The following is a 22,013-nucleotide window of genomic DNA, read 5'->3' as shown; positions in this document are numbered from 1 at the left end:
GGCGCACAGTCTCCCATCAGGTGGGTATCAAGCCTGCATGGACGGCGTGCGCATCGGGACCAGCGGATGGACCTACGACCACTGGGCCGGCACCTTCTATCCGGAGGACCTGGCGCGGTCGAAGTGGCGGGACTTCTACGTCAGCCGCTTCGACACCGTCGAGCTCAACGCATCGTTCTACCGCTGGCCGGGTGTCCGGCCGTTCGAGGGCTGGAGCAGGTCGCTGCCCGACGGCTTCGCGATGGCGTTCAAGGCCTCGCGGTGGCTCAGCCACGGCCGCAAGCTGCGCGACCCGGAGGGCGCGTGGTCAGACCGGCTGGCGGCGGCACATCAGGCTCTCGGGGCGAAGGCCGGGCCCTGCCTGGTACAGCTGCCGGGCGACCTCCCGCGGGACGACGAGAGGCTCGCCGCGTTCCTGGAGCGGGTGCCCGTCGGCATACCCCTGGCGATGGAGCTGCGGCACCCGTCGTGGGACGACGATGACGTGGCCGAGATCCTCACCAAGCATGGGGCCGCCTTCGTCCTCACGCACGGGACGGGACTCCACACGGTGAAGCGCGTGACCGGCCCCTTCGTCTACTGCCGGTGGCACGGCCCCACGTCGGCACCCCTGTACGCCGGCCGCTACTCCCGTGCGGAGCTCGAGGCGTGGGCCGACCAGATCAGGGCATGGCGCGTCGACGGCCGCGAGGTCTGGGGCTACTTCGACAACGACGGCTCGGGTCATGCGCCGGCCAATGCACGAGAGCTGCTGGACCTGCTCGACGGACGGTAGGAACGCAGAAGCGCCCGCCACCTCACGGTGACGGGCGCTCCTTGGTGCGTTGCGAGGGGGCTCAGGCCTCCTCGGTCGGCTCCGTGGTCTGCTCGGCAGGCGCCGCAGCGTCCTGGTCGGTCGACTCGGCGATCGCGACGGCCTCGTCGGCGAGGGCAGCAGCCTCGGCGCCGTCGACGGCCTCGACCTCGGCGACCTCATCGGCGGCCGCGGCGGCCTCCTCGACGGGGGTCTCCTCAGCCGGCGTCTCGGCGACCGGACCAGCCTTGGGCTCCTCGGCAGCAGCCTTCTTGGTCGGGGCCTTGGGGGCGTACGCCTCGGTCACGAGCTCGATGACCGCCATGGGGGCGTTGTCGCCCTTGCGCGGACCGAGCTTGGTGATACGGGTGTAGCCGCCCGGACGCTCGGCGAACGTCTCCGCGATCTCGGTGAAGAGCGTGTGCACGACCGACTTGTCGCGGATGGTCTTGAGGACCTCGCGACGGTTGTGCAAGTCGCCCTTCTTGGCCTTGGTGATGAGCTTCTCCGCGAGCGGGCGCAGCGTCCGGGCCTTGGCCTCGGTCGTGGTGATGCGGCCGTGCTCGAACAGCGCCGTGGCGAGGTTCGAGAGGATCAGCTTCTGGTGCGCGGGCGAGCCGCCGAGGCGGGCACCCTTCTTGGGAGTAGGCATGATGCCTTCCTTTCAAATCCGGCCGTGTGAGGTACCGGGTCGACCCCCGGAGGGGATTTGGCCCGGGGCGGCGGTCGCCGCCCCGGGTTCAGAGAATCAGTACTGCTCGTCCTCGACGAACGCGTCGTCGTCATCGTCGCCGTAGGCGGCGAGGGCGGCGGTCGGGTCGAAGCCCGGAGCGCTGTCCTTGAGCGAGAGGCCCATCTCGTGCAGCTTCAGCTTGACCTCGTCGATCGACTTGGCACCGAAGTTGCGGATGTCGAGCAGGTCCTGCTCCGAGCGACCGATGAGCTCACCCACGGTGTGGATGCCCTCGCGCTTGAGGCAGTTGTAGGAGCGGACGGTGAGGTTCAGGTCCTCGACCGGCAGGGCCAGGTCGGCAGCGAGCTGCTCGTCGACCGGGCTCGGGCCGATGTCGATGCCCTCGGCCTCGACGTTGAGCTCACGGGCGAGGCCGAAGAGCTCGACGAGGGTCTTGCCCGCCGAGGCGAGCGCGTCGCGCGGGGCGATGGAGGCCTTGGTCTCGACGTCGATGACGAGCTTGTCGAAGTCGGTGCGCTGCTCGACACGGGTCGCCTCGACCTTGTAGCTGACCTTGAGCACCGGCGAGTAGATCGAGTCGACCGGGATGCGACCGATCTCGTTGTCGGCGCCCTTGTTCTGGACGGCGGAGACGTAACCGCGGCCACGCTCGACGACCAGCTCGAGCTCGATCTTGCCCTTGTCGGACAGGGTCGCGATCTTCAGGTCGGGGTTGTGCACCTCGACACCGGCGGGCGGCGCGATGTCGGCGGCGGTGACGTCACCGGCACCGGACTTGCGCAGGTACATCGTCACGGGCTCGTCGTGCTCGGAGGAGACGACGAGGCCCTTGAGGTTGAGGATGATCTCGGTGACGTCCTCGCGGACGCCCTCGATGGTCGAGAACTCGTGCAGGACGCTGTCGATCTTGATGCTCGTGACCGAGGCACCCGGGATCGACGACAGGAGCGTGCGACGGAGGCTGTTGCCGAGGGTGTAACCGAAGCCCGGCTCGAGGGGCTCGATCACGAACCGCGAGCGGAACTCGTCGACGGTCTCTTCCGACAGGGTGGGACGCTGTGCGATGAGCACTTATTTTCCTTCCCGGACCTACCCGCTATATGACAGGCCCGAACTAACAGAGGTGACGGAAGTTGACCCATCGGTGCCCCGCACGAGCGGGACACCGATGGGGTGTTACATGATCAGAGCTTCGAGTAGTACTCGACGATGAGCTGCTCCTGGACCGGGATGTCGATCTGGGCCCGGGTCGGGAGCTGGTGCACGAGGACGCGCATCCGGTTCGGGAACGCCTCCAGCCACGCCGGGACGACGCGCTCGCCGTGGGTCTCGCGAGCCACGATGAACGGGGTCATGCCCCAGCTCTTCTCACGCACGTCGATGACGTCGTGGGCCGAGATCTGGTACGACGGGATGTTGACCTTCACGCCGTTGACCAGGAAGTGGCCGTGGTTGACCAGCTGACGGGCGTGGCGACGCGTGCGGGCGAAGCCGGCGCGGTACACCACGTTGTCGAGGCGGGTCTCGAGCAGCTGGAGAAGGTTGTCACCGGTCTTGCCGGAGCGGCGGTGCGCCTCGGCGTAGTAGTTGGCGAACTGCTTCTCGAGGACGCCGTAGGTGAAACGGGCCTTCTGCTTCTCCTGGAGCTGCGAGCGGTACTCGGACTCCTTGATGCGGGCACGGCCGTGCTGGCCGGGAGGGTAGGGACGCTTCTCGAACGAGCTGTCCCCACCGACGAGGTCCACGCCGAGACGGCGGGACTTACGGGTCATGGGACCGGTGTAACGGGCCATTTCTTCAGTCTCTCTTTCGTCTCAGGTGGATCAAACGCGACGGCGCTTGGGCGGGCGGCAGCCGTTGTGCGGGGTCGGCGTGACGTCCTGGATGGTGCCGACCTCGAGGCCGATCGCACCCAGGGAGCGGATCGCCGTCTCGCGGCCCGAGCCCGGGCCCTTGACGAAGACGTCGATCTTCTTCATGCCGTGGTCCATCGCACGACGACCAGCGGCCTCGGCGGCCATCTGAGCGGCGAAGGGGGTGGACTTGCGCGAGCCCTTGAAACCGACGGTGCCGGCGCTGGCCCACGAGATCACAGCACCGGTCGGGTCCGTGATCGTGACGATCGTGTTGTTGAACGTGCTCTTGATGTGGGCCTCGCCCTGAGCAACGTTCTTCTTCTCCTTGCGGCGGATCTTGGTCTTCGCCGCAGCCTGACGACTCTTCGGGGGCATTACTTGGCCTTCTTCTTTCCGGCAACGGTGCGCTTCGGGCCCTTGCGGGTACGAGCGTTGGTCTTGGTGCGCTGACCGCGGACCGGGAGGCCCATGCGGTGGCGGCGTCCCTGGTAGGAGCCGATCTCGATCTTGCGGCGGATGTCGCCCTGGACCTCGCGACGGAGGTCACCCTCGATCGTCAGGTTGCGGGTCTCGATCTCCTTCGCCAGCGCGACGAGCTCGTCCTCGGAGAGGGCGTGGACGCGGGTGTTGGGGTCAACACCCGTGGCGGCCAAGAGCTGCTGGGAGGTGGTACGGCCAATGCCGTAGATGTAGGTGAGTGCGATCTCCACGCGCTTGTCGCGCGGAAGGTCGACACCAACGAGGCGTGCCATGTGGATTCCTTAGTGTTTCAGCAGGGGTGTCGTTCGAGGTGCGTCCCAGGTGGCGCCTGAGCCCCGGCCTCTGCTCCGGGGGTGCTTCGCCGGCGCGATGTCGCGACGGCTAGCAACTCGATGCTTGGTATTCAGTTGTGGTGCGGGCTTCAGCCCTGGCGCTGCTTGTGGCGCGGGTTCTCGCAGATCACCATGACGCGGCCGTGGCGACGGATCACCTTGCACTTGTCACAGATCGGCTTGACGCTCGGGTTGACCTTCATGGCCAGCCTTCTTTCCTCGTAGCGGCTACTTGTAGCGGTAGACGATGCGTCCGCGGGTCAGGTCGTAGGGCGACAGCTCCACCACCACGCGGTCCTCGGGGAGGATGCGGATGTAGTGCTGGCGCATCTTGCCGCTGATGTGGGCGAGAACCTTGTGCCCGTTGCTGAGCTCCACTCGGAACATCGCGTTGGGGAGGGCCTCCACGACGGTGCCCTCGATCTCGATCACGCCTTCTTTCTTCGGCATGTCCTCACTAACTGCTTGTCGGTCGTCTACCGTTCGACCCGGGAACCTCTCCCTCGGGTGAGGGAGTGGACCTCGTGAAGCCGTCTGTCACACCGGATCCCCGCAAACGGTTAGCCGCAAGGCATGGCAGCACAGACCCACGTTGGGCCGACACGCCAGTCTAGGACCGGCGCCGGCCGATTCACCAATCCGCGCGGCCCGCGGCCAGCAGGCGGAGCGTCTGCTCACGCCCGGGCGCGGTGCGCGGGTCCTCCCCCACGTGCGCTCCCCCGACGGGGTTCACCATCACCTCGTCGACACCGAACTCGTCGGCGAGGGCACGGAGGCGCTTGAGGGCGCCGGCGGCGTCATCAATGATCCACCGCTCACGCATGGAATCCACAATCGGGCGCTGCGCGTCGGCGATCGGGGTGAGCTCGGCCTCCTCGACCAGCTGCTGGGGGGCCAGCGGCGCACCCGTCCTCAGCCGGAGCATCGTGAGGAGCTGGGGCAGCGCCTGGCGCTCGGCCTCGTCGGCCGTCTCGGCGACAGCGGCATTGACGGTGAGGAAGGTTCGAGGCTCGGGGTGCTCCTCGCTCGGCACATAGGTGCTCCGGTAGAGCTCCAGCGCCTCGCGCGTGCCGGTGCCGGCGAAGTGGTGGGCGAAGACGTAGGGCAGCCCCTTGCTGGCGGCCAGGCCGGCGGCGTACTGGCTGGAGCCGAGGACCCAGAGCTCGGGCGCCGAGCCGGCGGCAGGGGTGGCGTTGAGGGCGTGGCGGCGGCCGGCGACGGTCACCGACACGCCGGCCGGGTCCATCATTGCGGCGAGGTTGTCGAGGATCTCCGGGAAACGGTTGACCGTGTCGTCGGCGTCGGCAGGGCCCGAGTGGCGCAGCGCCCATGCGGTCACCGGGTCGGTGCCCGGGGCACGGCCGACACCGAGGTCGATCCGGCCCGGGAAGGCGGCCTCGAGGAGCGCGAACTGCTCGGCGACGACGAGCGGCGCGTGGTTGGGCAGCATCATCCCGCCCGAGCCGACCCGGATCCGCTGGGTCGCGCCGGCGAGGAGCCCGATCAGGACCGGCGGGTTGGTCGCCGCGACGGCAGGCATGTTGTGGTGCTCGGCCACCCAGTAGCGGTGGTAGCCCAGCTCGTCCGCAAGCTTCGCGAGGCGCACGGACGCCGCGACGGCGTCTGCGCTGGTCTGGTCGGAGCGGACGGGGACGAGGTCGAGCACGGAGAGACGCACCTAGGAGGAACGACTCCACCCGTCCGTTGATTCCGCGAGCCACACGATCCCCTCCGCGACGCCGCCACGCCACCACGCGTAGTCGTGGCCGCCGTTGTGGATGCTGACCTCGACGTCGACACCGGCGGCCCGGAGGTGGTCGGTGAGGGCGCGATGCGGTCGGTCCAGCACCCACTCCTGCGAGCCGTTGCTGAGGAAGACCCGCAGCCCGGGTGGCGGCGTGAGGTCGAGCAGCCCGTCCTGCCACAGGGAGGCCGAGTGCGAGACCACTCCCCCGACGGCATCGGGTCGGGTGAGTCCGAGCCGCAACGCGGTGAGTCCGCCCAGGCTCTGGCCCACCACGGTGATGGCGGACGGCCCCGGGCTGACCCCGCGGAGCGTGCGGATCAACGGGAGCAGGTCGTCGGCGACGTACGACGCCCCCGACCCGTCCGAGGAGAGGTCGGCCCACCGTGCCTCACGGCCGCCGGAGTCCACGAAGACGGCCCGGACCGGTCCGAGGCCGTCGGCGAGCAGGTTGTCCAGTGTGGTCGGCAGCGACTGCGCCCCGTCGGGCCCGCCGACCCAGACCTCACCGTCGAGGACGACGAGGAGCGGGAGCTCGTCACGGTCGTCGGTCGCAGGTGGGTCGTAGAGCCAGACGGTGCGGCCGTCAGGGCCCGCGAGACGCGTGATCCTTCCCCGCTCGACGCCGTCGCGCGGAGCGAGCCAGCGCTGCTCGGCTGCGTCGCGGCCCTCGACCACGGACTGGAGCACGCCGGCGCGGTTGCGGCAGTTCAGCGGGTTGCTCGGGTCGGGTCGACCGTGGTCGAGCGCAGTGCGGATCGCGACCTGGTCACCGTCGGCCATCCAGGGGGCCGGTTCGCCGCGCCGCTGGACGAGGAAGGAGTAGGACGCCCTCCAGTCGGCGCCCATCCGGAACGACGCCTGCCACAGGTCGGTGCCGTCGAGGCGTTCGAGGAGCGTGTCGGCGAGCGAGGTCTCGTCCGTCAGGCGATTGGCGAAGAGGAGCACGGCCTCGGCCTCGCCGTCGGTGTCACGCCAGACGAAGGTGAACGTGTCGCCGTCGACGGTGGTCCGCTCGGGCAGCGGGTTCGGTGAGGGCACCCGCGGGACCGGCGTCGGGCGCGGAACCTTGGGCGGTCGCCGCTGGCTCATGGTCGGGCCTCGGGGATGACGAGCGGCGTGCCGGTGACAGGGTCCTCGATGACGCGCACGTCGAGGTCGTAGACCTCGCGGATCAGCGCCGGGGTGACGACGTCGGCCGGTGACCCGGTGGCGAGCACGCGCCCGTCGCGCATGACGACCAGGTGGTCGGCGTACCGGAAGGCGAGGTGCAGCTCGTGCAGCACGGTCACGACGGTCTTCCCCTCGCTGACGAGGCGCCGGGCGAGGTCGAGCACCTCGAGCTGATGGGCCAGGTCGAGGTAGGTCGTGGGCTCGTCGAGGAGGAGCAGCTCGGTCTCCTGTGCCAGCGCCATCGCGAGCCACACCCGCTGCCGCTGGCCACCAGACAGCTCCTCGACCGCCCGGTCCTTGAGGCCGGTCACGTCCGCGGCGGTCATCGCCGCGGCGACGGCGCGCTCGTCGGCCTCCGACCACTGCCGGAAGAGGCCCTGGTGCGGATAGCGGCCACGGGCCACGAGGTCCGCGACGGTCAGGCCGTCGGGCGCGGTCGGGCTCTGCGGGAGCAGCCCGATCTGCCGGGCGAGCGCCTTGCCGTCGTACGCCGACAGCGGCTGGCCGTCGAGCGTGACGGCACCGGAGGCCGCCGGCAGGAGTCGCGCGAGGGCGCGCAGCAGGGTGGACTTGCCGCAGGCGTTGGGCCCGACGATGACCGTGAGCCGGCCGTCGGGGATCGCGAGGTCGAGCCCGTCGATGATCCGGGCGGTCGCGCTGTAGCCGACGGCGAGGTTGGCGGCTTCGAGACGTGTCATCGGTTCCTCCGGAGGATGAGCAGCACGATCAGGTAGGCGCCTCCGAGGGCGCCGGTGACGACACCGACGGCGAGCTCCGTGGGGGCGAAGAGCCGTTGCGCCAGCACGTCGCTGATGAGGACGAGCAGAGCGCCGACGGCAGCCGAGCCGGCGAGCCCGGGCGTCGCGGATCCCGTCAGGCGCCGGGCGAGCTGGGGAGCGGCGAGGGCGACGAAGGCGATCGGCCCGGTCGCGGCGGTGGCGACGCTGACCAGGGCGACCCCGACGACGACCGCCGCGGTGCGGACGCGGGTGACCGGGATGCCGGAGCTGCGCGCCACGTCGTCGCCGAGGGCGAGCTGGTCGAGGGGGCGGGCGAGCGCGACGGCTGCTGCGCCGAGGACGAGGACGGCGACCAGCGTCAGGAGCGCCCGCGGCCAGAGCATCGCGTTGAGCGACCCGGCGAGCCACTGCGCCGCGGTCTGTGCGGCGACCAGGCTGGCACGGACCACCAGGAGGGCGTTGACCGCAGCCAACAGCGCCCCGACGCCGAGGCCGACCAGGATGAGGCGCTGCCCGGTCAGTCCGGCCTGGCGGGTGAGGAGGTGGACGGCGAGGGCCGTTCCCAGCCCTCCGGCGAGTGCGCCGATCGCCACCGCGTCGCTGTCCCCGCCGAGGACGATGATCTGCAGCAGCGCCCCCGTCGCCGCACCCGTGGTGAAGCCGAGGATGTCGGGGCTGCCGAGCGGGTTGCCCGTGATGTTCTGGAAGAGCGAGCCGGCGACACCCAACCCGGCGCCCACCGTGACCGCGGCGACGATGCGCGGGGCGCGCAGCTCCTGGACGAAGTAGGTGGCCAGCGGGTCGTCGCTGCCGCCGATGAGGGCACGCCAGACGTCGGCCGGGCCGAGGTCGTAGTCACCCAGCATGAGGGCGATCGTGGCGGCCACGGCGATCGCGAGGACGAGCGCGGCCAGGGCCAGGGCGCTGCGGCGTCGGAAGCGGACCGACCACGACCCGGCCCGCAGGATGACGTGGCCGGTCATAGCGACATCGTTCGCTCGCAGCTCGACCCGACGGTGCGGCCCGCGCGTCAGCTTCGGACCGCCCGGGTCTCGCGCTTCGCTCACAGCGACGGCACCTTCCGTCGCCGGACGATCGCGATGAAGACCGGTGCGCCGGCGAGGGCGGCGATCACGCCGACCTGCACCTCCGAGGGAACCAGGATGACGCGGGCGAGCGTGTCAGCGGCGAGCAGCCACGCGGCGCCGAGCACGAGGCTCACCGCCGCGATCCAGCGTTGGTCGTGGCCGACAAGGGCACGGGCCAGCAACGGCACGGCCAGGCCGACGAAGCCGATCGGCCCGACTGCGGCGGTGGCACCACCGGCCAGGAGCACGGCGGCGATCAGGCCTCCGGTGCGCACCCGCGCGACGTCGACGCCGAGGCCGCGGGCGGTGTCGTCACCGAGCGCGAGGGCGTTGAGCGCGGGAGCCATCGCCAGCGCTGCCACCGTACCGAGGACGAAGAGGGGTGCGGTGACCGCCAGCTCGTGCCAGCCACGGCCCTCGAGCGAGCCGGTGACCCAGAAGCGGAACTCGTTGAAGGCCTCCTGGTCCGCGAGGATCACCGTCTGCGTGAGCGCGGCGAGAGCGGCACTGACGGCCACGCCGGCGAGCGCGATCCGGGCGGGGTTGTGCACACCCGTGCGTGAGCCCGACAGGACGAGGACGGCGGTGGCGGCGATCGCCGCACCCAGCAGCGCGAACCAGAGGTAGAAGCCGATCCCGCTGACGCCGCTGATCGCCACGGCGAGTACGACGGCGAGCGAGGCGCCTGCGTTGATGCCGAGGATCCCCGGATCGGCGAGGGGGTTGCGGGTGAGGGTCTGGAGCACCGAGCCGGCCAGGGCCAGGGCCGCGCCCACGACGCCGGCGACGACGGTGCGCGGCAGACGCAGGCCGTGCAGGACGTCGGAGGCCGTCGATCCGTCGGGGCTGAGCAGGAGGTGCCAGGTCTCCCCGATGCCCAGACGGTGGGAGCCGAACGTGAGGCTGGCCAGGACCGTTGCGCCCAGCGCGACGAGAGCGGCAAGCAGCACCACGGGGCGGCGTGCGGCAGCGTCGCGTGGTTGCTGCCCCACGACGCTGGTGGCGTCAGGCACGTGCTGTACGGCCGCCGCGAGCGCGGAGGCCTCGGATCACCAGTGCACCCGCCGCTGCCGCCATGACGATCAGCCCGGCTGTGCCGACCCACGGGAAGCCGGCGTCATTCGAGGTGGCGCGCGTGGCTGCGGCGGTGCCGGTGTCGGACTCCGCCATCGCCGCCTCGACGGCGGCTTCGACCGAGGCCTTGTCGTTGGGGTTCATCCCGGTGCCTGAGGCGGCCTCCGGGTCGACCGGCGTCTCGCTCGCACTCGGGGTCGGGCTCGCCGAGGGATCGGCTGAGCCCCCGGGTGCGGCGATGACGAGGGTCTCCCCCGCCGGCAGGACCGCCTCGTCAGCAGCCTGCCCCGACGACGTGGCCCCGGTGGTGCCGCCGGTGCCCGTGCCGGTCGCGCCGCCCGTGACGACGGTGAAGTCGGAGCCACGTCGCGTGGTCCAGCCCTTGGTGCCGAGGTAGTTGCCCGAGGCGTCGGACATCTCCTTGCTGGCCAGGAACCTGAGCCAGTGGTTTCCCGGCGTGAGGTCACTCGGCAGTACGAAGGAGCCCGACGCGGTTCCCGTCGAGCTGAGCCGCTGCTGGTGGACGACGCAGGCGCCGTGCACACCCTTGTTGCTGCAGAAGTTGCCGTCGTCGATCTTGACGTAGACGACCTCTCCCGCCGGGTAGCCGCTCACCGTGAAGTGGATCGTCGAACCGGCGGTCAGCGTGCGGGGTGAGACCGAGGAGTTCGTGCCCGGCGTGTTGGCGCCGGCACCGTCACCGGGGATCGCCCCCGCGGGCGAGGTGCCGACCGCGAGGACGGCGAGAATCCCCAGCGCAGCAAGGAGAATCAGCCGGGCACACGGGACGTAGCGCCGCATCACGCACCTGCCTTCCGGGTCGAGATCGTGCGCAGGGTCAGGCCCGTTCCGGCGAGTACGACCGCGCCCGCGGCGAGCAGCCAGCCGTCCATCGCCGAGATGAAAGGAGCGTCCTCGCCGGCTCGCACGTCCGTCGCGGCCGGTGCGACGGTCGGCTCCTCACGCGAGGTGGCGGTGGTGGCCGGGGACTCGACATCGTCCACCGGCTCGCCGAGGGTCACCTGGGCCCATCCGGCCAGGGCGCCGGCGTCCGTCTGCCCGACGACGCGGAAGTCGCCGTCACCCAGCGCCCCAAGGTCGGCCCGCACCTGGCGCTGGGCGTCGAGAGTGACCCAGCCGCCCGGAAGGACGCGCTTGGCGGCGTAGACGGTGAGGAAGACCCGATCACCGGGCTCGGTCTCAGGGAAGGTCAGCGTGGCGACCGTGCCCGCGAGCACGGCGGTGACGGCGTGCTGCGAGACCCGCGTCAGGCCCGCGTACGTCGACACCGGCTGCACCGGCACGGCCGGTGCTGCGGCAGGGAGTGAGACGACGGGAGCGACGGCCGCGACCGTGCGGGCCACGACGGAGCGCAGCGTGGCGCGGGTCCACCCGATCACCTGCCCGACCGAACCCTGCTCACCGGACTGGGCGACGAGGCGGATCCGACCGGTCGGCATCGACTCGGGGATCCGGACGGTGATGCCATGGCGCGCGTCCAGGCGGAACCAGCGGTCGGTCCACGGGTAGCGCGGTGAGCCGTCGGCGACGTAGGCAGAGAGGAAGACCCACGTGCCGACGGGGCTCTGCGGCAGCGTCAAGCGGAGCTTGCCGGCCGCCGTGCGCGTCGCCGTCAGACCGTGCCGCGTCGACGCCCTGAGGGCCGAGCCTGCGAGCGGGTCGGGGCTGCCGTTGGGGCGGTAGGTGCCGACGACGAGGTCCGCGTCGAGCGAGCGGATCGTGTCGCCGGCGCGCAGCGATCCGCTGAGGAAACGCAGGGTGTGGGCGCCGTTGGTGAGTACCGGGGTTGACGTACGGGTGGTGCCGTCGGGCAGCGCGATGGTGGCGGTGAAGGTGCCGGTCGCGTGGTCGGCCTGGATGATCGCCCAGATCGTGCGGTTGGAGTGCACGGAGCTGTCGAGGTGGCTGATCGCGCCGTCGTCGATCTTGACGCCGATGCGCGAGCCGCCCCCGGCCGGGTTGCACCAGCCGCTGCCGGTGACCGTCACGGCGCCGCCGAGCGGGACCGTCGGGGTGGTGACCTTCACCGTCGTGGTCGCGGTCGTCGGGCGGCACACGACGTCGGCGCCCTTCTCAGGCGCGGCGTAGGTCGTGCCGTCGACGGAGAGCAGCGGGCTGAGCAGTGAGCGCTGCGTGTCGCCGACACCGAACTTGCCGCTGGCGAGACGGACCGTGAGGTACTGCCCGCCGGTCAGGCCGGCGGGAAGGTCGAGCTCACGGTCGAAGGAGCCGTCCGCGTCGGCGGTGAAGAGCGCCCAGATGGTGGCGTCACCCTGCTCGATGTCGGTGGTCCGCTGGAACTGCGTGGAGTCGCTCGCGTTGAGCTTCACCGCGATCGTGGAAGGCGCGCCGGAACTGGTGAGCCACCCGGTGCCGGCGACGCGGAGCACGCCCTCCGTTGTGGTAACCGCGCGCTCGACCCAGGCCTTCGCGCTGCCGACCGCGAGCGGAAAGCCCCACAGGCTCTTGGCCGCGTCGCCACCCGGCGCCACGAGGTCGAACTCCGAGGTGGTGATCGAGCGCACAGGGTCCGGACCGAGGCTTCCGGTCAGCAGGGTGAAGGAGTGCGGTCCGTCGGCGCCGACCGCCGGAGTGGAGGTGGCGGCAGTGCCGTCCGGCATCGGGATCTCGGCGTCGAAGGAACCGTCGGCCTCGGCATGGACGATCGCCCAGATCGTCTTGTTGGTGTGGACGCTGGTGTCGACGTGCGACACGCCACCCGAGTCGAGCTTGAAGGCGATCGTGGAGCCTGCCGTGGCGTCACTGGTGCACCAGCCGGTGCCGGTCACGCGGAGGGTCTCCCCCAGAACGGCAGCCCCGGCTCCGAGGGTGACCACCGGGTGGTCGACGCAGGCTGTGGTCGCCCGCTGCGCAGTCCGGGTCGAGGCCGAGACAGCGGCGGTCGACTGCTCGATCTTCGGCTCGGCCGTTGTCTCGCTCTGCGTCTCCCTCGTCTCCTCACTCACGGCCGGCGCCGGGTCGGTCACGGCCGGCTCGCTCGTCGAGGCCGTCGGGGACTCCTCCGGCTGTGCTGTCGGCGTCGCATCGACCGTGGCCGCACTCGGCGCGGCAGCAGTCGGGGTGGTCGCGTCGTCGGCGTACGCCGGGGGGACGGTGAGCAGGAGGACGACGGCGCCTGCGGCGAGGGAGCGGAGGAGGCCGGTCATGCCAGTGCCTTCACGACGTCGGCGATGAGCCCCTGCATCAGGAGCGGCCCACCGGTGGAGGTCCACAGCGAGCCGTCGACCGGGATGACGTGCTTCTCCCTGACCGCGGTGAGCGAGTTGAAGCCGGGCACCTTCTCGGCCTCGGCCAGTGCCTTCTCGGCACCGCTCTCGTCCGAGGTACCACCCGCATCCGGGTTGCCGTTCGAGGAGCCGCCGAGGGTGCCGAAGAAGAGGTAGTCGGCATCGATCTGGTCGAGGTTCTCGAGGCTGACGGGCTCGGAGTGGCCCCGGCCGCGCCTGTCCTGAGCGGCCGGACGCGCGAGACCCAGGTCGTCCAGCGCCATGCCGGCCGGGAGCTCCTTCAGGATCACCGAAGCCGATCCGCCCTGCCAACGCACGATGGAGAACGTCTTCCCGGCGTACGTCGCCCCGAACTGCTTCTTGGCAGCCGCGACGGCCGCGTCGTAGTCGGCCACGACCTTCTTCCCGGCGTCCACCTCGTTGAGTGCCTGGGAGACGAGTCCGAAGGTCGCGCGCCAGTCGCCGCCGGCGTACCCGGCATAGAAGGTGGGGGCGATCTTGCGCAGGATCTCGATCGCGTCCGGGTTGTTGTTGATGCTGGTGCCGTCGACGAGGATCAGGTCCGGCTTGGCCTTGGCGATCGCCTCGTAGTTCGGATTGGCGACGCCACCGAGGATCTGGAGGTCACCGGCCCGATCCTCGAGGTAGTGCGGCACCGTGTTCTGCCCGCGGCCCGTGATCGTCCCGACCAGAGGGGCACCGAGCGCGAGGGCACCGTCGAGGGTCGGCTCACTGAGTGCGACGACGCGCTCGGGGTGCACGGGAACCTGCATCGAGGTGCCCTCGACGTCGGTGACGGTCCGCGTCGCTCCGCTCCCGGCGGGGTCGGCGGCCTGGCCCGATCCCCCGCAGGCGGCGAGCACGGGCAGGAGCATCAGGATCAGCGCGCCCGCGGCGCGACGGGTCCGGGCAGACATGAGTACGGCACCACAATCATCGAGAGGTTAGGTGAGGCGACCCTAACAGTTGTCGGATGATTGACCCACTCCGAGTCTCAGGACTCGACGACCCTCAGATCCCGCGCGGCATGCATGGCCGCGACGGCCGCCGCCGCCTGAGGGTTGCCCGCGGCGATCGCGGCCACCAGGGCGGCATGGTCGTCCTGACGTCCCGCGGCGTCCTCGCCCGGCTCGATCGCGCCGCGGTCCAGTCCGTCACGGATCGCCGCGCTCAGTCCGGCGTACAGCTCGACGAGCAGCCGGTTGCCGGACAGCTCGACCAGCAGGGCGTGGAACTGCCCCGGCGCCCTGCCGCGCTCGACACCGGCCGTGCCGTCGAGGTCGGCCTGGTGGACCGCTCGGAGCGCAGCGACGGCCTCGGAGTCTGGGCGCACGGCCGCCAACTCGGCGGCCTGCACCTCGAGGGCCCGTCGCACGGCGAGGATGTCACCCCACGTGTGCTCGGCGGCGAAACCCGAGAGCACGTCGCGCACCGGACTCAGCGAACGGACGAAGGTGCCACGGCCCGGGGCCGGCTCGAGCAGGCCGAGGTGGGCCAGCGAGCGGATCGCCTCACGGATCGTGCTTCGCCCGACGCCCAGCTCGGCCGCCAACTGCGCCTCCGTCGGGATCCTGCTGTTCACCGGCCATCGCCCCGATGTGACGTCGGCTTGGAGTCGCCGCACCGTCTCGCGAGCCCGCGGGCTACCCAATGCCATGAGCGGAGTGTCCATGGTGGGGGCTGATCTCGACAGTTTGTCAGACCTAAGTTAGGGTCGCCTCACCTAATTAAGGCTGCGATCCGCAGCCCCTGAACCAGGAGCGTCATGAGCATCACCACCTCGCGACTTGGCCGGCGATCCGCCGGCGCCGTCGTCGCCTCAGCCCTGAGCCTGACGGCTCTCGCCGTCCTCAGCCCGTCGGCCCACGGCGACACCGTGACCGCCGCCGGCGGAGCGACCGCGACCGTCGCCGACGCCGTCGCCGTCGGCAAGGCGATTCACATCACCGGCACCGGCTGGACCGGCGGCACCAATCCGGCCAACGGCTCGACCATCGGTGTCAAACTCGGCGACGCTCTCGACACCGAGCCCGCAGCCGGCCCGGTGACCAACCCCGCCACCGGCTCCTCCGCTGACAACTTCGACATCTGGGCCGCCGTCGAGGCCAACGCCGACGGCACCTTCAGCGCTGACATCGCGTTCCCGACGACCTCCAACACAGCACCTGCGCTTGCGTCGGAATGGGCGGTCGGCAGCACTCACACCTTGCGCCTTCTCAGCGGTTCGCTCGAGTCGGGCGACACGCCGCGCAGCGTGCTCCTCACCTTCACCGTCAGTGACGGCCTGGTCGTCGCCCCGACGACGGCTGCGAGCGGCGCCGTGACCGTCGCCTTCTCCGGCGGCAGCTTCCCGGCTGGCGAGGTGCTCTCGGTCAAGCAGGGCGACACCGCACGACAGTGGACGCCGGCCGGTCGCGGGGCCACGCCGGTCGACACCATCACGGCCGGTAGCGACGGGAGCATCGGCGCCAGTGTGGTCCTCCCGGCAGGTGCCGCCCCGGCAGGCGCCAACTCGCTGACGATCACTGGCGACAAGGGAACCAGCAAGAGCGTCTCCTTCGTCGCGGGTCCGGCAATCACCTTCGCCAACGGCACCGGGCTCAACGCCACCGGCACGCTCACCCTTGGCAACCTCAAGGCTGGGGCCAAGATCTCGTCCGTCAAGCTCGGCAGCACGACCACCCTCGCCGGCAACCTGACCGCTGACGCGTCAGGGGTTGCTACGGCGTCCTACACCATCCCGGGAAGCCTGACGCCCGTCTCCTACCCGCTGGTCATCACCCAGACGTCGCCTGAGAATCAGACCTACTCCTCGACCGTCGCCGTCACGCCGGACGAGAACCCGCTCAACACCGACAAGTTCACCGTCACCTCCAGCACCAGCGAAGCCGGCGTCTTCTACCAGGGCTTCTACCAGTCGGCGTACAGCGCCAAGGAGGACGCGCTCTACGTCACGGCGTCCGACCGCGGCACCGGCAACGGAGGTTTCCTCTACAAGCTCGACCCGAGCACGTTCGCCATTGAGGCCTCGTACGAGTTCAAGGACCACGACGGGTTCACCAAGACCGGTGGCTTCGGGATCGGGGTGGACGACGTCCACGGCAACGTCTGGGTGAGCAACACCGGCTCCGCCTCGGTGGCCGTCTACAAGGAGAGCGACCTCTCCCTCGTCAAGCAGTTCCCGGCCAACACGATCACCCATCCTCGCGACGTCGTCTTCGACAAGGCCAGCAACCAGGTCTTCGTCAGCTCGGCCAGCGAAGGCTCATCGGCCACCTCGTCCGGCTACATCTCGGTCTTCGACGCGACCACGCTGGAGAAGACCGAGGACGTCCAGACCGGCACCCGCGACAAGTTCAACCCGGTCGCCCTCACCCTGGGTGGCGGCAAGGTGTACTCGCCGAGCCTGGGCAGCGACAAGGTCCTCGTGCTGGACACCGCGACCCTGACGCCGAAGTTCCTCACGGTCAAGGGCCTCGAGCTCCCCGGCGGCGGTCGCGGCGCCTCTGGCATCACGTACGCCGACGGCAAGCTCTTCATCGCCTCGCAGGGTGGCAACGAGGTCGTGGTCGCCAACGCCGCGGGCGCCACCTCCACCGACGCGGGCACCGACGCCGCGGACTCGACCGTCAAGGAGGTCGCGACCGGCAAGCAGGCCCTGAACGCCGCTTACGACGCGGTCAACAAGTTGGTCTACGTGACCAACTTCGGCGGCACGACCGTGACCGTTCTCGACCTCAACGGCGCCATCGTCGCGAAGCTCCCGATCGCCACGGCCAACCACGTGACCGTGGACGGCAAGGGCAACGCGTTCGTGGTCGACAAGGCCGCGCCGGTGAACCGGGTCTGGAAGATCTCGCTGAAGCCCACCCCGCCGAGCACCGGCAACCAGCAGCCCACGCCGCCGGTCGTCCACCTGACGCCCGCGCAGCAGAAGGTCGCCAAGGCGCAGGCCAAGGTGGCCTCGGTCAAGGCCAAGATCGCTGCGGTCAAGGAGTCGAACCTTAAGAAGAAGGCCAAGGCCAAGAAGCTGAAGGCGCTCAAGAAGCAGCTCGCCAACGCCAAGAAGAAGCTCAAGAAGGCGAAGCTGGCCCTCAAGAAGGCGAACAAGAAGGCCAAGAAGAAGAAGTGACCGCGCTCGGTCGCTGACTCACCTCGCGACTCATCCCAGGACGGCCCAGGCTCCCACGACGTGGGGGTCTGGGCCGTTCCAGTCGTCCAGACCGCTCCGAGGGGCGAGGACGTCCAGCGTGCCGAGGTCGTCGAGCCTCGCGGCACCGGCCTTGATCAGGGCCTCCTTGCGCGCCCAGAGCCGGTTCCGCAGGACCTGGTCATCACCGGCCGCGTCGAGTTCGCGCTCGGTCAGCGCCCGGTCGGGGACGTTCGACACCACTTGGACATCGATCCCGCACGGGGCCCCTGCGGCCATGGCGGCCACCCAGTCATGGCTGTGGGAGAGGCTGACGAAGAGGTCGGCGCGGCCGTCGACGTACGGCGCCCCGTGATCGTCCTTGCCGCAGTCGTCGCACCGCTGGGCGATCCCGAGTGGCTCACCGGCCAGCTCTCCCAGCACGTCGCGGACGAGCAGGTGGGCGGCGACGTACGCATCTCGCGCCTCAGGCGAGCGGAGCCGGGCATGCCGAGCACGCTCGACCTCGCTGAGCCTCGCGAGGTCGCCGGGCCCGCTGACACGTTCGAAGCGGACGACCGGCTGCACCCGCCTACTGTCCCACGAGGGAGGCGAGCAGCTTCGCGACGTCGGGGTGTCTGACGAGCTCGCCGTGTGTCGCGGCGACCTCCGCCCGATGCACCGCTCCCCCGACCAGTGCGTCCCAGCCCGAGGGGTCCAACCACGTCTCGGGGCGTGGAGCGGTGGCCACCACGAGGGTCGCATCGCCTGGAAGCCGTGCAGGCACAGGTGTCCGCACCAACCGGGCGGCCTCGAGAACGGACGCGATGCACCCGTCGACGATCTTCTCGGGCAGGGCGGCGAGGGCGCTGCCGGAGTCTCGCAGCGCAGCGGCGACCGAGCTTCGGGTGAGCGCGACACCCTCCGGCAGCACGGCGGCGCCGAGCCGGAGCAGGCCGAGCAGGGCGTCCTCCTCGGTCGGGTCGGCGAGTTCCCCCCACTGCTCGGGCGGATAGGCGTCGAGCAGCACCACCGCACCGACCTCCTGTCCTTCACCGCGCGCGAGGGCGGCCACCGCGTGCGCTGCCATGCCTCCGAGCGACCATCCGGCCACATCGAACGGCCCGTCGCCGACGACGCTGCGGATGGCAGCGAGCTGTCGCGCGGCCAGCGCAGTGAGGGAGTCCACCGGCTCGGGGCGGCCCTCGCCCATGGCCGGTGCCTGGATCGTGTGGACGGGCAGCTCCGCCGGCAGGTGTCGCAGCAGTGCTGTGTAGCACCAGCCGAGACCGCCCGCCGGGGGCAGCAGGAAGAGCGGCGCACGGTCCGGAGCGCCCCGGCGCAGGGTGAGGAGCTCGGCGAAGTCGTCGCGCCGCGTCCCCGCGCCCTCCAGAGCAGCGGTGACCGCAGGTGCGAGCCCTGCCGCGGTCGGCGCGTCGAAGACATCGGCCAGGCCGAGCTCGACGCCCCACTCGACCTCGAGGGCACCGAGCAGCTGGAGGACCTTGAGCGAGTCGCCTCCGAGGTCGAAGAAGTCGGCGTCGGTCGGCACCGAGGCGAGTCCGAGGATGCCGGCGACCAGCTCGGCCAGGCGTTGCTCGAGGAACGACCCGGCACCGTTCCCGGCGGCAGCCGTCGGCGGGTGGCGTCGTGCCAATGTCTGCCGATCGGCCTTGCCGCTCGACCCCACCGGGATCGTCTCGACGCGGATCAGGTGGCTCGGGACCCAGGCCGCGGGAAGGGTGGCGGAGATCGCCTGCCGCAATGCCGCCACATCGTCGCCATCCCCCTCACTGCTCACGTACCAACAGGCGAGCATCCCGTCGACGACGCCGGCGACCGCACCGTCGACGCCGACGATCCCGGAGACCACGGCCTCGATCTCGCCGAGCTCGACCCTCTGTCCGCGCACCTTGACCTGGTCGTCGGTGCGGCCGAGATAGCGCAGCGATCCGTCAGGGCGCCAGGCCGCCAGGTCGCCGGTCCGATAGATCCGGCCGAACTCCTCGCTCGCGACGAACCGTTCCGCCGTGAGCTCCGGCCGGCCGACGTACCCGTCGGCAAGCTGCACGCCACCGAGCCACAGCTCTCCGACCGCGCCGACCGGCACCGGTCGTCCGCCAGTGTCGAGGACGAAGCAGGTCGTGTTCCAGATCGGCCGGCCGATGGGCACGACGTCCTCACCGACCGCCGTGTCCCACACGGTGACGTCGACCGCCGCCTCGGTGGGGCCGTAGAGGTTGGTCGGCGCATTCCCCAGCCAGTGCTGGGATTCGGCGACCAGGTCGGGGGTCAGCGCCTCTCCGGAGGTGACGACATGGCGCACCCCACCGACGGCACGGATCTGTTCGCGGGCGGTCCGGTCACTGAGGAGTGCGCGCAGCATCGACGGCACGAAGTGGACGACGTCAGCGACGGCCAGCAGCGGTGCCAACGCCCGCGGATCGCGGTGCGCACCGGGCGGCGCGATCTCGACACAGGCACCGACCTGCAGTGGCCAGTAGAGCTCCCAGACCGAGACGTCGAAGGAGATCGGCGTCTTGTGCAGCACGACGTCCCCCTCGCCGATCGGCAGGTGATGCTGCATCCAGGCCAACCTGTTGTCGATCGCACGGTGGCTGATCAACACGCCCTTGGGCCGTCCGGTGGAGCCCGAGGTGAAGAGGAGGTACGCCGACGAGTCGATCTCGTCGTGCACGCCGAGGAACGGCTCGGAGCCGAGCCAGGCCCCGACGTCGTCGATCACCACCGCAGTGTCGGCGTCCTCGAGCATCATCGCGATCCGGTCCTCGGGGAGCTCCGGATCGATCGGCAGATAGACCGCGCCGAGCAAGGCGATCGCATGGATCGTCTCGTAGAGCCCGATGCTCCGCTCGAGACTCACCCCGACCGTCTCCCCCGGCCGGATCCCCTTGTCTGCAAGGGCTCCCGCGATCAGCCGCGCTCGATGATCGAGCTCCCGGTAGGTGCGCGTCTCACCGCCGAAGCGCAACGCCACCGCATCGGGGTGGGCCGTGACCGCCTCAGTGAAGCGGCGTCCGAGCGTGCTGAACTCGCGCGGATGAGACGTGTCGTTGAAGGTGTGGACGACGAGCTCGCGCTCGTGGTCGGTGAGCAGAGCGAGGTCACCGACCCTGTCCTCAGCGGTCGCCTCGGCCCAGATCCCCAGCCAGGCAAGGAGTCTGACCACATGCCCCTCGAGTTCATCGGCAGGGTAGAGCGCAGGGTTGGCGTCGATCTCGAGGCGTACGGAGCGGCCCCGGCCGGGCACGCCGCGCAGGCCGACGGTGACGTCCTCGACCGGCCCCGCGGTCAGGTTTCGGACCACGCCGGTGACGTCGTCGAAGCGGAGCTCGAGGTCGAAGGGGATGACGTTGACCTGGGCACCGAAGAGCTGGCCACGTGCACCGAGGCTGCGAGCGAGCTCCTCCTGCCGCACCCACGGATGCGCCCGGATCGCCGCCTGCTCCTCCCTGACCGCGTCGAGCGTCTCGGCGACGGTGCCCGCGACCGGCACGGTGATCGGCAGGACGTTCATCGCGGTGCACACCGTGTGGGCGGCAGGCAGCGCACCCACGCCGGGCCGGACGCGGTTCATCAGCGGAAGGCCCACGCGGATCGACGACTGCGCCGCCATCCGGGCCAGATAGCTCCCGACGGCCGCCGTGAAGAGGTCGGCCCAGGCGACGCCCAGCCGCTTCGCGCCCGTCACCAGCGCGTCCTGCACCTCCTGCGGTACGTCGACCGCCCGGCGCAATGACGCGGCCGAGGGTGCGGCCGCGTGGCCGGCCAACGAGGCCGGGCCCTCGAAGGTCCCGAGCCGGCCCTCCCAGAACTCCCGCGCCGCCGGATCATCCGTCACCGCCTCGGTAGCGATGACGTCCGCGAGGGTCGCACGGACCGGTCCGACCTCGGCCCCGCCGTAGAGCTCGGCGACGCGGCGGAAGAGCTGCTGGACGCCGTAGCCATCGAGGACGACGTGGTGAGCGGCATGGAACCACCAGTCGGTCTCCGGCAGCCGGAGAAGCGCCGTGCGGGTGAGTTCCCCGCCGAGCAGGTCGAGGGGTCGCGCCAGCTCCGTGCGCATCCACTCCTCGGCAAGCTCCACCGAGGCACACTCGACCACCGGCACCTCGACGGGGCCGGCGGCCCTCACCTGCTGCTGCGGGCCCTCGGGTGTCAGGGTCAGCTCGACGCGGAGCTGCTCGAACTCGGCGTACGCACCCGACACCGCCGCCGCGAGCCGCTCGGCATCGAGCCGACCGGAGAACTCGACCACCTCGGCGGTCGTGTAGCAGGGGTTCGACGGATCGAGCTGGTGCGCGAAGAAGAGGCCGCGCTGGGCGGCCGTGAGCGGGAGACGGTCAGGCATCGACGCCGACGGCACCGCGGATGTAGGCGACGGAGGCGGACCGCGCGAACTCCCCGAAGTCGATGTCCGTGCCGGCCTCGGCGAGCACGTCGAGCAGGTCGAAGGCACGCACCGAGTCCAGGCCCAGCTCGAAGAGGTCGGCGGTCGGATCGGCGAAGGCCGCGTCCACGGCGTCCTCGGGGATGAGCTCGGCGAGCGTGGCGCGGACGAGGGCGTCGAGGTCGGTCTCGGTCATGGTGGTTCCTTGCGTTGGGGGGATCAGGACAGCC

General features: G+C 70.7%; 21 protein-coding genes. 2 read left to right on the top strand and 19 right to left on the bottom strand.

Going from position 1 to position 22,013, the window contains the following annotated elements; all coding sequences use genetic code 11:
- Positions 1 to 37 precede the first annotated feature (37 nt).
- Positions 38 to 775 carry a DUF72 domain-containing protein gene (locus LH076_RS03020; protein WP_227782521.1) on the top strand — a complete coding sequence of 246 codons (738 nt, stop codon included), beginning with the start codon at positions 38 to 40 and terminating at the stop codon, positions 773 to 775.
- A gap of 61 nt (positions 776 to 836) precedes the next feature.
- On the opposite strand, the gene rplQ is transcribed toward LH076_RS03020, so the two are convergent.
- From rplQ to LH076_RS02940, 16 genes are all read right to left on the bottom strand, one after another.
- Complete coding sequence (gene rplQ, locus LH076_RS03015) at positions 837 to 1,445, bottom strand: 50S ribosomal protein L17 (protein ID WP_227782520.1); 609 nt, start codon at positions 1,443 to 1,445, stop codon at positions 837 to 839.
- 96 nt (positions 1,446 to 1,541) lie between these two features.
- Positions 1,542 to 2,558, bottom strand: a complete 1,017-nt coding sequence (locus LH076_RS03010) for a DNA-directed RNA polymerase subunit alpha (RefSeq protein ID WP_227782519.1) — start codon at positions 2,556 to 2,558, stop codon at positions 1,542 to 1,544.
- Positions 2,559 to 2,671: 113 nt separating this feature from the next.
- Positions 2,672 to 3,280 (bottom strand): 30S ribosomal protein S4, encoded by a 609-nt coding sequence (gene rpsD, locus LH076_RS03005; protein WP_227782518.1) that lies wholly within the window; start codon positions 3,278 to 3,280, stop codon positions 2,672 to 2,674.
- Positions 3,281 to 3,310: 30 nt separating this feature from the next.
- Positions 3,311 to 3,718, bottom strand: a complete 408-nt coding sequence (rpsK, locus tag LH076_RS03000; RefSeq protein WP_225282787.1) for a 30S ribosomal protein S11 — start codon at positions 3,716 to 3,718, stop codon at positions 3,311 to 3,313.
- The gene (gene rpsM, locus LH076_RS02995; protein WP_227782517.1) at positions 3,718 to 4,095 is read right to left on the bottom strand and encodes a 30S ribosomal protein S13; all 378 of its coding nucleotides are present in this window, start codon (positions 4,093 to 4,095) and stop codon (positions 3,718 to 3,720) included. The genes rpsK and rpsM overlap by 1 nt, the downstream gene beginning before the upstream one ends.
- 149 nt (positions 4,096 to 4,244) lie before the next feature.
- The gene (rpmJ, locus tag LH076_RS02990; RefSeq protein ID WP_004008316.1) at positions 4,245 to 4,358 is read right to left on the bottom strand and encodes a 50S ribosomal protein L36; all 114 of its coding nucleotides are present in this window, start codon (positions 4,356 to 4,358) and stop codon (positions 4,245 to 4,247) included.
- A 25-nt stretch (positions 4,359 to 4,383) separates the two neighbouring features.
- Entirely contained in the window at positions 4,384 to 4,605 is a 222-nt protein-coding gene (gene infA / locus LH076_RS02985; RefSeq protein WP_011757309.1) for a translation initiation factor IF-1, read from the bottom strand.
- Positions 4,606 to 4,786: 181 nt separating this feature from the next.
- The gene (locus tag LH076_RS02980; protein WP_227782516.1) at positions 4,787 to 5,821 is read right to left on the bottom strand and encodes an LLM class flavin-dependent oxidoreductase; all 1,035 of its coding nucleotides are present in this window, start codon (positions 5,819 to 5,821) and stop codon (positions 4,787 to 4,789) included.
- Positions 5,822 to 5,833: 12 nt separating this feature from the next.
- Positions 5,834 to 6,991 carry an enterochelin esterase domain-containing protein gene (locus LH076_RS02975; RefSeq protein ID WP_227782515.1) on the bottom strand — a complete coding sequence of 386 codons (1,158 nt, stop codon included), beginning with the start codon at positions 6,989 to 6,991 and terminating at the stop codon, positions 5,834 to 5,836.
- The gene (locus tag LH076_RS02970) at positions 6,988 to 7,770 is read right to left on the bottom strand and encodes an ABC transporter ATP-binding protein (protein WP_227782514.1); all 783 of its coding nucleotides are present in this window, start codon (positions 7,768 to 7,770) and stop codon (positions 6,988 to 6,990) included. The genes LH076_RS02975 and LH076_RS02970 overlap by 4 nt, the downstream gene beginning before the upstream one ends.
- On the bottom strand, positions 7,767 to 8,795 hold the full coding sequence (locus tag LH076_RS02965) for a FecCD family ABC transporter permease (protein WP_227782513.1): 1,029 nt from the start codon (positions 8,793 to 8,795) through the stop codon (positions 7,767 to 7,769). Before LH076_RS02965 ends, LH076_RS02970 begins: the two co-directional genes overlap by 4 nt.
- Before the next feature lie 80 nt (positions 8,796 to 8,875).
- On the bottom strand, positions 8,876 to 9,913 hold the full coding sequence (locus LH076_RS02960) for a FecCD family ABC transporter permease (protein WP_227782512.1): 1,038 nt from the start codon (positions 9,911 to 9,913) through the stop codon (positions 8,876 to 8,878).
- Positions 9,906 to 10,775, bottom strand: coding sequence for a hypothetical protein (locus LH076_RS02955; protein ID WP_227782511.1), 870 nt, complete (start codon positions 10,773 to 10,775; stop codon positions 9,906 to 9,908). Before LH076_RS02955 ends, LH076_RS02960 begins: the two co-directional genes overlap by 8 nt.
- Positions 10,775 to 13,162, bottom strand: coding sequence for a hypothetical protein (locus LH076_RS02950; protein WP_227782510.1), 2,388 nt, complete (start codon positions 13,160 to 13,162; stop codon positions 10,775 to 10,777). The genes LH076_RS02955 and LH076_RS02950 overlap by 1 nt, the downstream gene beginning before the upstream one ends.
- A complete protein-coding gene (locus tag LH076_RS02945) occupies positions 13,159 to 14,160 on the bottom strand; it encodes an ABC transporter substrate-binding protein (RefSeq protein ID WP_227782509.1) in 1,002 nt (333 codons plus the stop codon). Before LH076_RS02945 ends, LH076_RS02950 begins: the two co-directional genes overlap by 4 nt.
- A 77-nt stretch (positions 14,161 to 14,237) precedes the next feature.
- A complete protein-coding gene (locus tag LH076_RS02940) occupies positions 14,238 to 14,900 on the bottom strand; it encodes a FadR/GntR family transcriptional regulator (RefSeq protein WP_227782508.1) in 663 nt (220 codons plus the stop codon).
- Between the two features lie 108 nt (positions 14,901 to 15,008).
- On the opposite strand from LH076_RS02940, the gene LH076_RS16930 reads away from it, so the two are divergent.
- On the top strand, positions 15,009 to 17,375 hold the full coding sequence (locus LH076_RS16930) for a hypothetical protein (protein WP_265333832.1): 2,367 nt from the start codon (positions 15,009 to 15,011) through the stop codon (positions 17,373 to 17,375).
- Positions 17,376 to 17,405: 30 nt separating this feature from the next.
- Here LH076_RS16930 and LH076_RS02930 read toward each other — a convergent pair whose 3' ends face one another.
- From LH076_RS02930 to LH076_RS02920, 3 genes are read right to left on the bottom strand one after another with little or no spacing between them, the layout of a single operon-like run.
- Positions 17,406 to 17,960 carry a 4'-phosphopantetheinyl transferase family protein gene (locus tag LH076_RS02930; RefSeq protein ID WP_227782507.1) on the bottom strand — a complete coding sequence of 185 codons (555 nt, stop codon included), beginning with the start codon at positions 17,958 to 17,960 and terminating at the stop codon, positions 17,406 to 17,408.
- A 4-nt stretch (positions 17,961 to 17,964) separates the two neighbouring features.
- Positions 17,965 to 21,744 carry a non-ribosomal peptide synthetase gene (locus LH076_RS02925; protein ID WP_227782506.1) on the bottom strand — a complete coding sequence of 1,260 codons (3,780 nt, stop codon included), beginning with the start codon at positions 21,742 to 21,744 and terminating at the stop codon, positions 17,965 to 17,967.
- On the bottom strand, positions 21,737 to 21,979 hold the full coding sequence (locus LH076_RS02920; RefSeq protein WP_227782505.1) for an acyl carrier protein: 243 nt from the start codon (positions 21,977 to 21,979) through the stop codon (positions 21,737 to 21,739). The genes LH076_RS02925 and LH076_RS02920 overlap by 8 nt, the downstream gene beginning before the upstream one ends.
- Between the last annotated feature and the right edge of the window lie 34 nt (positions 21,980 to 22,013).

Source organism: Nocardioides sp. Kera G14, from assembly GCF_020715565.1.
Lineage (GTDB): Bacteria > Actinomycetota > Actinomycetes > Propionibacteriales > Nocardioidaceae > Nocardioides.
This window is presented reverse-complemented; position numbering and strand designations above follow the sequence as displayed.

Coding starts and splice junctions, on each gene's coding strand:
- LH076_RS03020 (WP_227782521.1), top strand. CDS start 38: ATGGACGGCGTGCGCATCGGGACCAGCGGATGGACCTACGACCACTGG.
- rplQ (WP_227782520.1), bottom strand. CDS start 1,445: ATGCCTACTCCCAAGAAGGGTGCCCGCCTCGGCGGCTCGCCCGCGCAC.
- rpsD (WP_227782518.1), bottom strand. CDS start 3,280: ATGGCCCGTTACACCGGTCCCATGACCCGTAAGTCCCGCCGTCTCGGC.
- rpsK (WP_225282787.1), bottom strand. CDS start 3,718: ATGCCCCCGAAGAGTCGTCAGGCTGCGGCGAAGACCAAGATCCGCCGC.
- rpsM (WP_227782517.1), bottom strand. CDS start 4,095: ATGGCACGCCTCGTTGGTGTCGACCTTCCGCGCGACAAGCGCGTGGAG.
- rpmJ (WP_004008316.1), bottom strand. CDS start 4,358: ATGAAGGTCAACCCGAGCGTCAAGCCGATCTGTGACAAGTGCAAGGTG.
- infA (WP_011757309.1), bottom strand. CDS start 4,605: ATGCCGAAGAAAGAAGGCGTGATCGAGATCGAGGGCACCGTCGTGGAG.
- LH076_RS02975 (WP_227782515.1), bottom strand. CDS start 6,991: ATGAGCCAGCGGCGACCGCCCAAGGTTCCGCGCCCGACGCCGGTCCCG.
- LH076_RS02970 (WP_227782514.1), bottom strand. CDS start 7,770: ATGACACGTCTCGAAGCCGCCAACCTCGCCGTCGGCTACAGCGCGACC.
- LH076_RS02965 (WP_227782513.1), bottom strand. CDS start 8,795: ATGACCGGCCACGTCATCCTGCGGGCCGGGTCGTGGTCGGTCCGCTTC.
- LH076_RS02955 (WP_227782511.1), bottom strand. CDS start 10,775: ATGCGGCGCTACGTCCCGTGTGCCCGGCTGATTCTCCTTGCTGCGCTG.
- LH076_RS02950 (WP_227782510.1), bottom strand. CDS start 13,162: ATGACCGGCCTCCTCCGCTCCCTCGCCGCAGGCGCCGTCGTCCTCCTG.
- LH076_RS02945 (WP_227782509.1), bottom strand. CDS start 14,160: ATGTCTGCCCGGACCCGTCGCGCCGCGGGCGCGCTGATCCTGATGCTC.
- LH076_RS02940 (WP_227782508.1), bottom strand. CDS start 14,900: ATGGCATTGGGTAGCCCGCGGGCTCGCGAGACGGTGCGGCGACTCCAA.
- LH076_RS16930 (WP_265333832.1), top strand. CDS start 15,009: ATGAGCATCACCACCTCGCGACTTGGCCGGCGATCCGCCGGCGCCGTC.
- LH076_RS02925 (WP_227782506.1), bottom strand. CDS start 21,744: ATGCCTGACCGTCTCCCGCTCACGGCCGCCCAGCGCGGCCTCTTCTTC.
- LH076_RS02920 (WP_227782505.1), bottom strand. CDS start 21,979: ATGACCGAGACCGACCTCGACGCCCTCGTCCGCGCCACGCTCGCCGAG.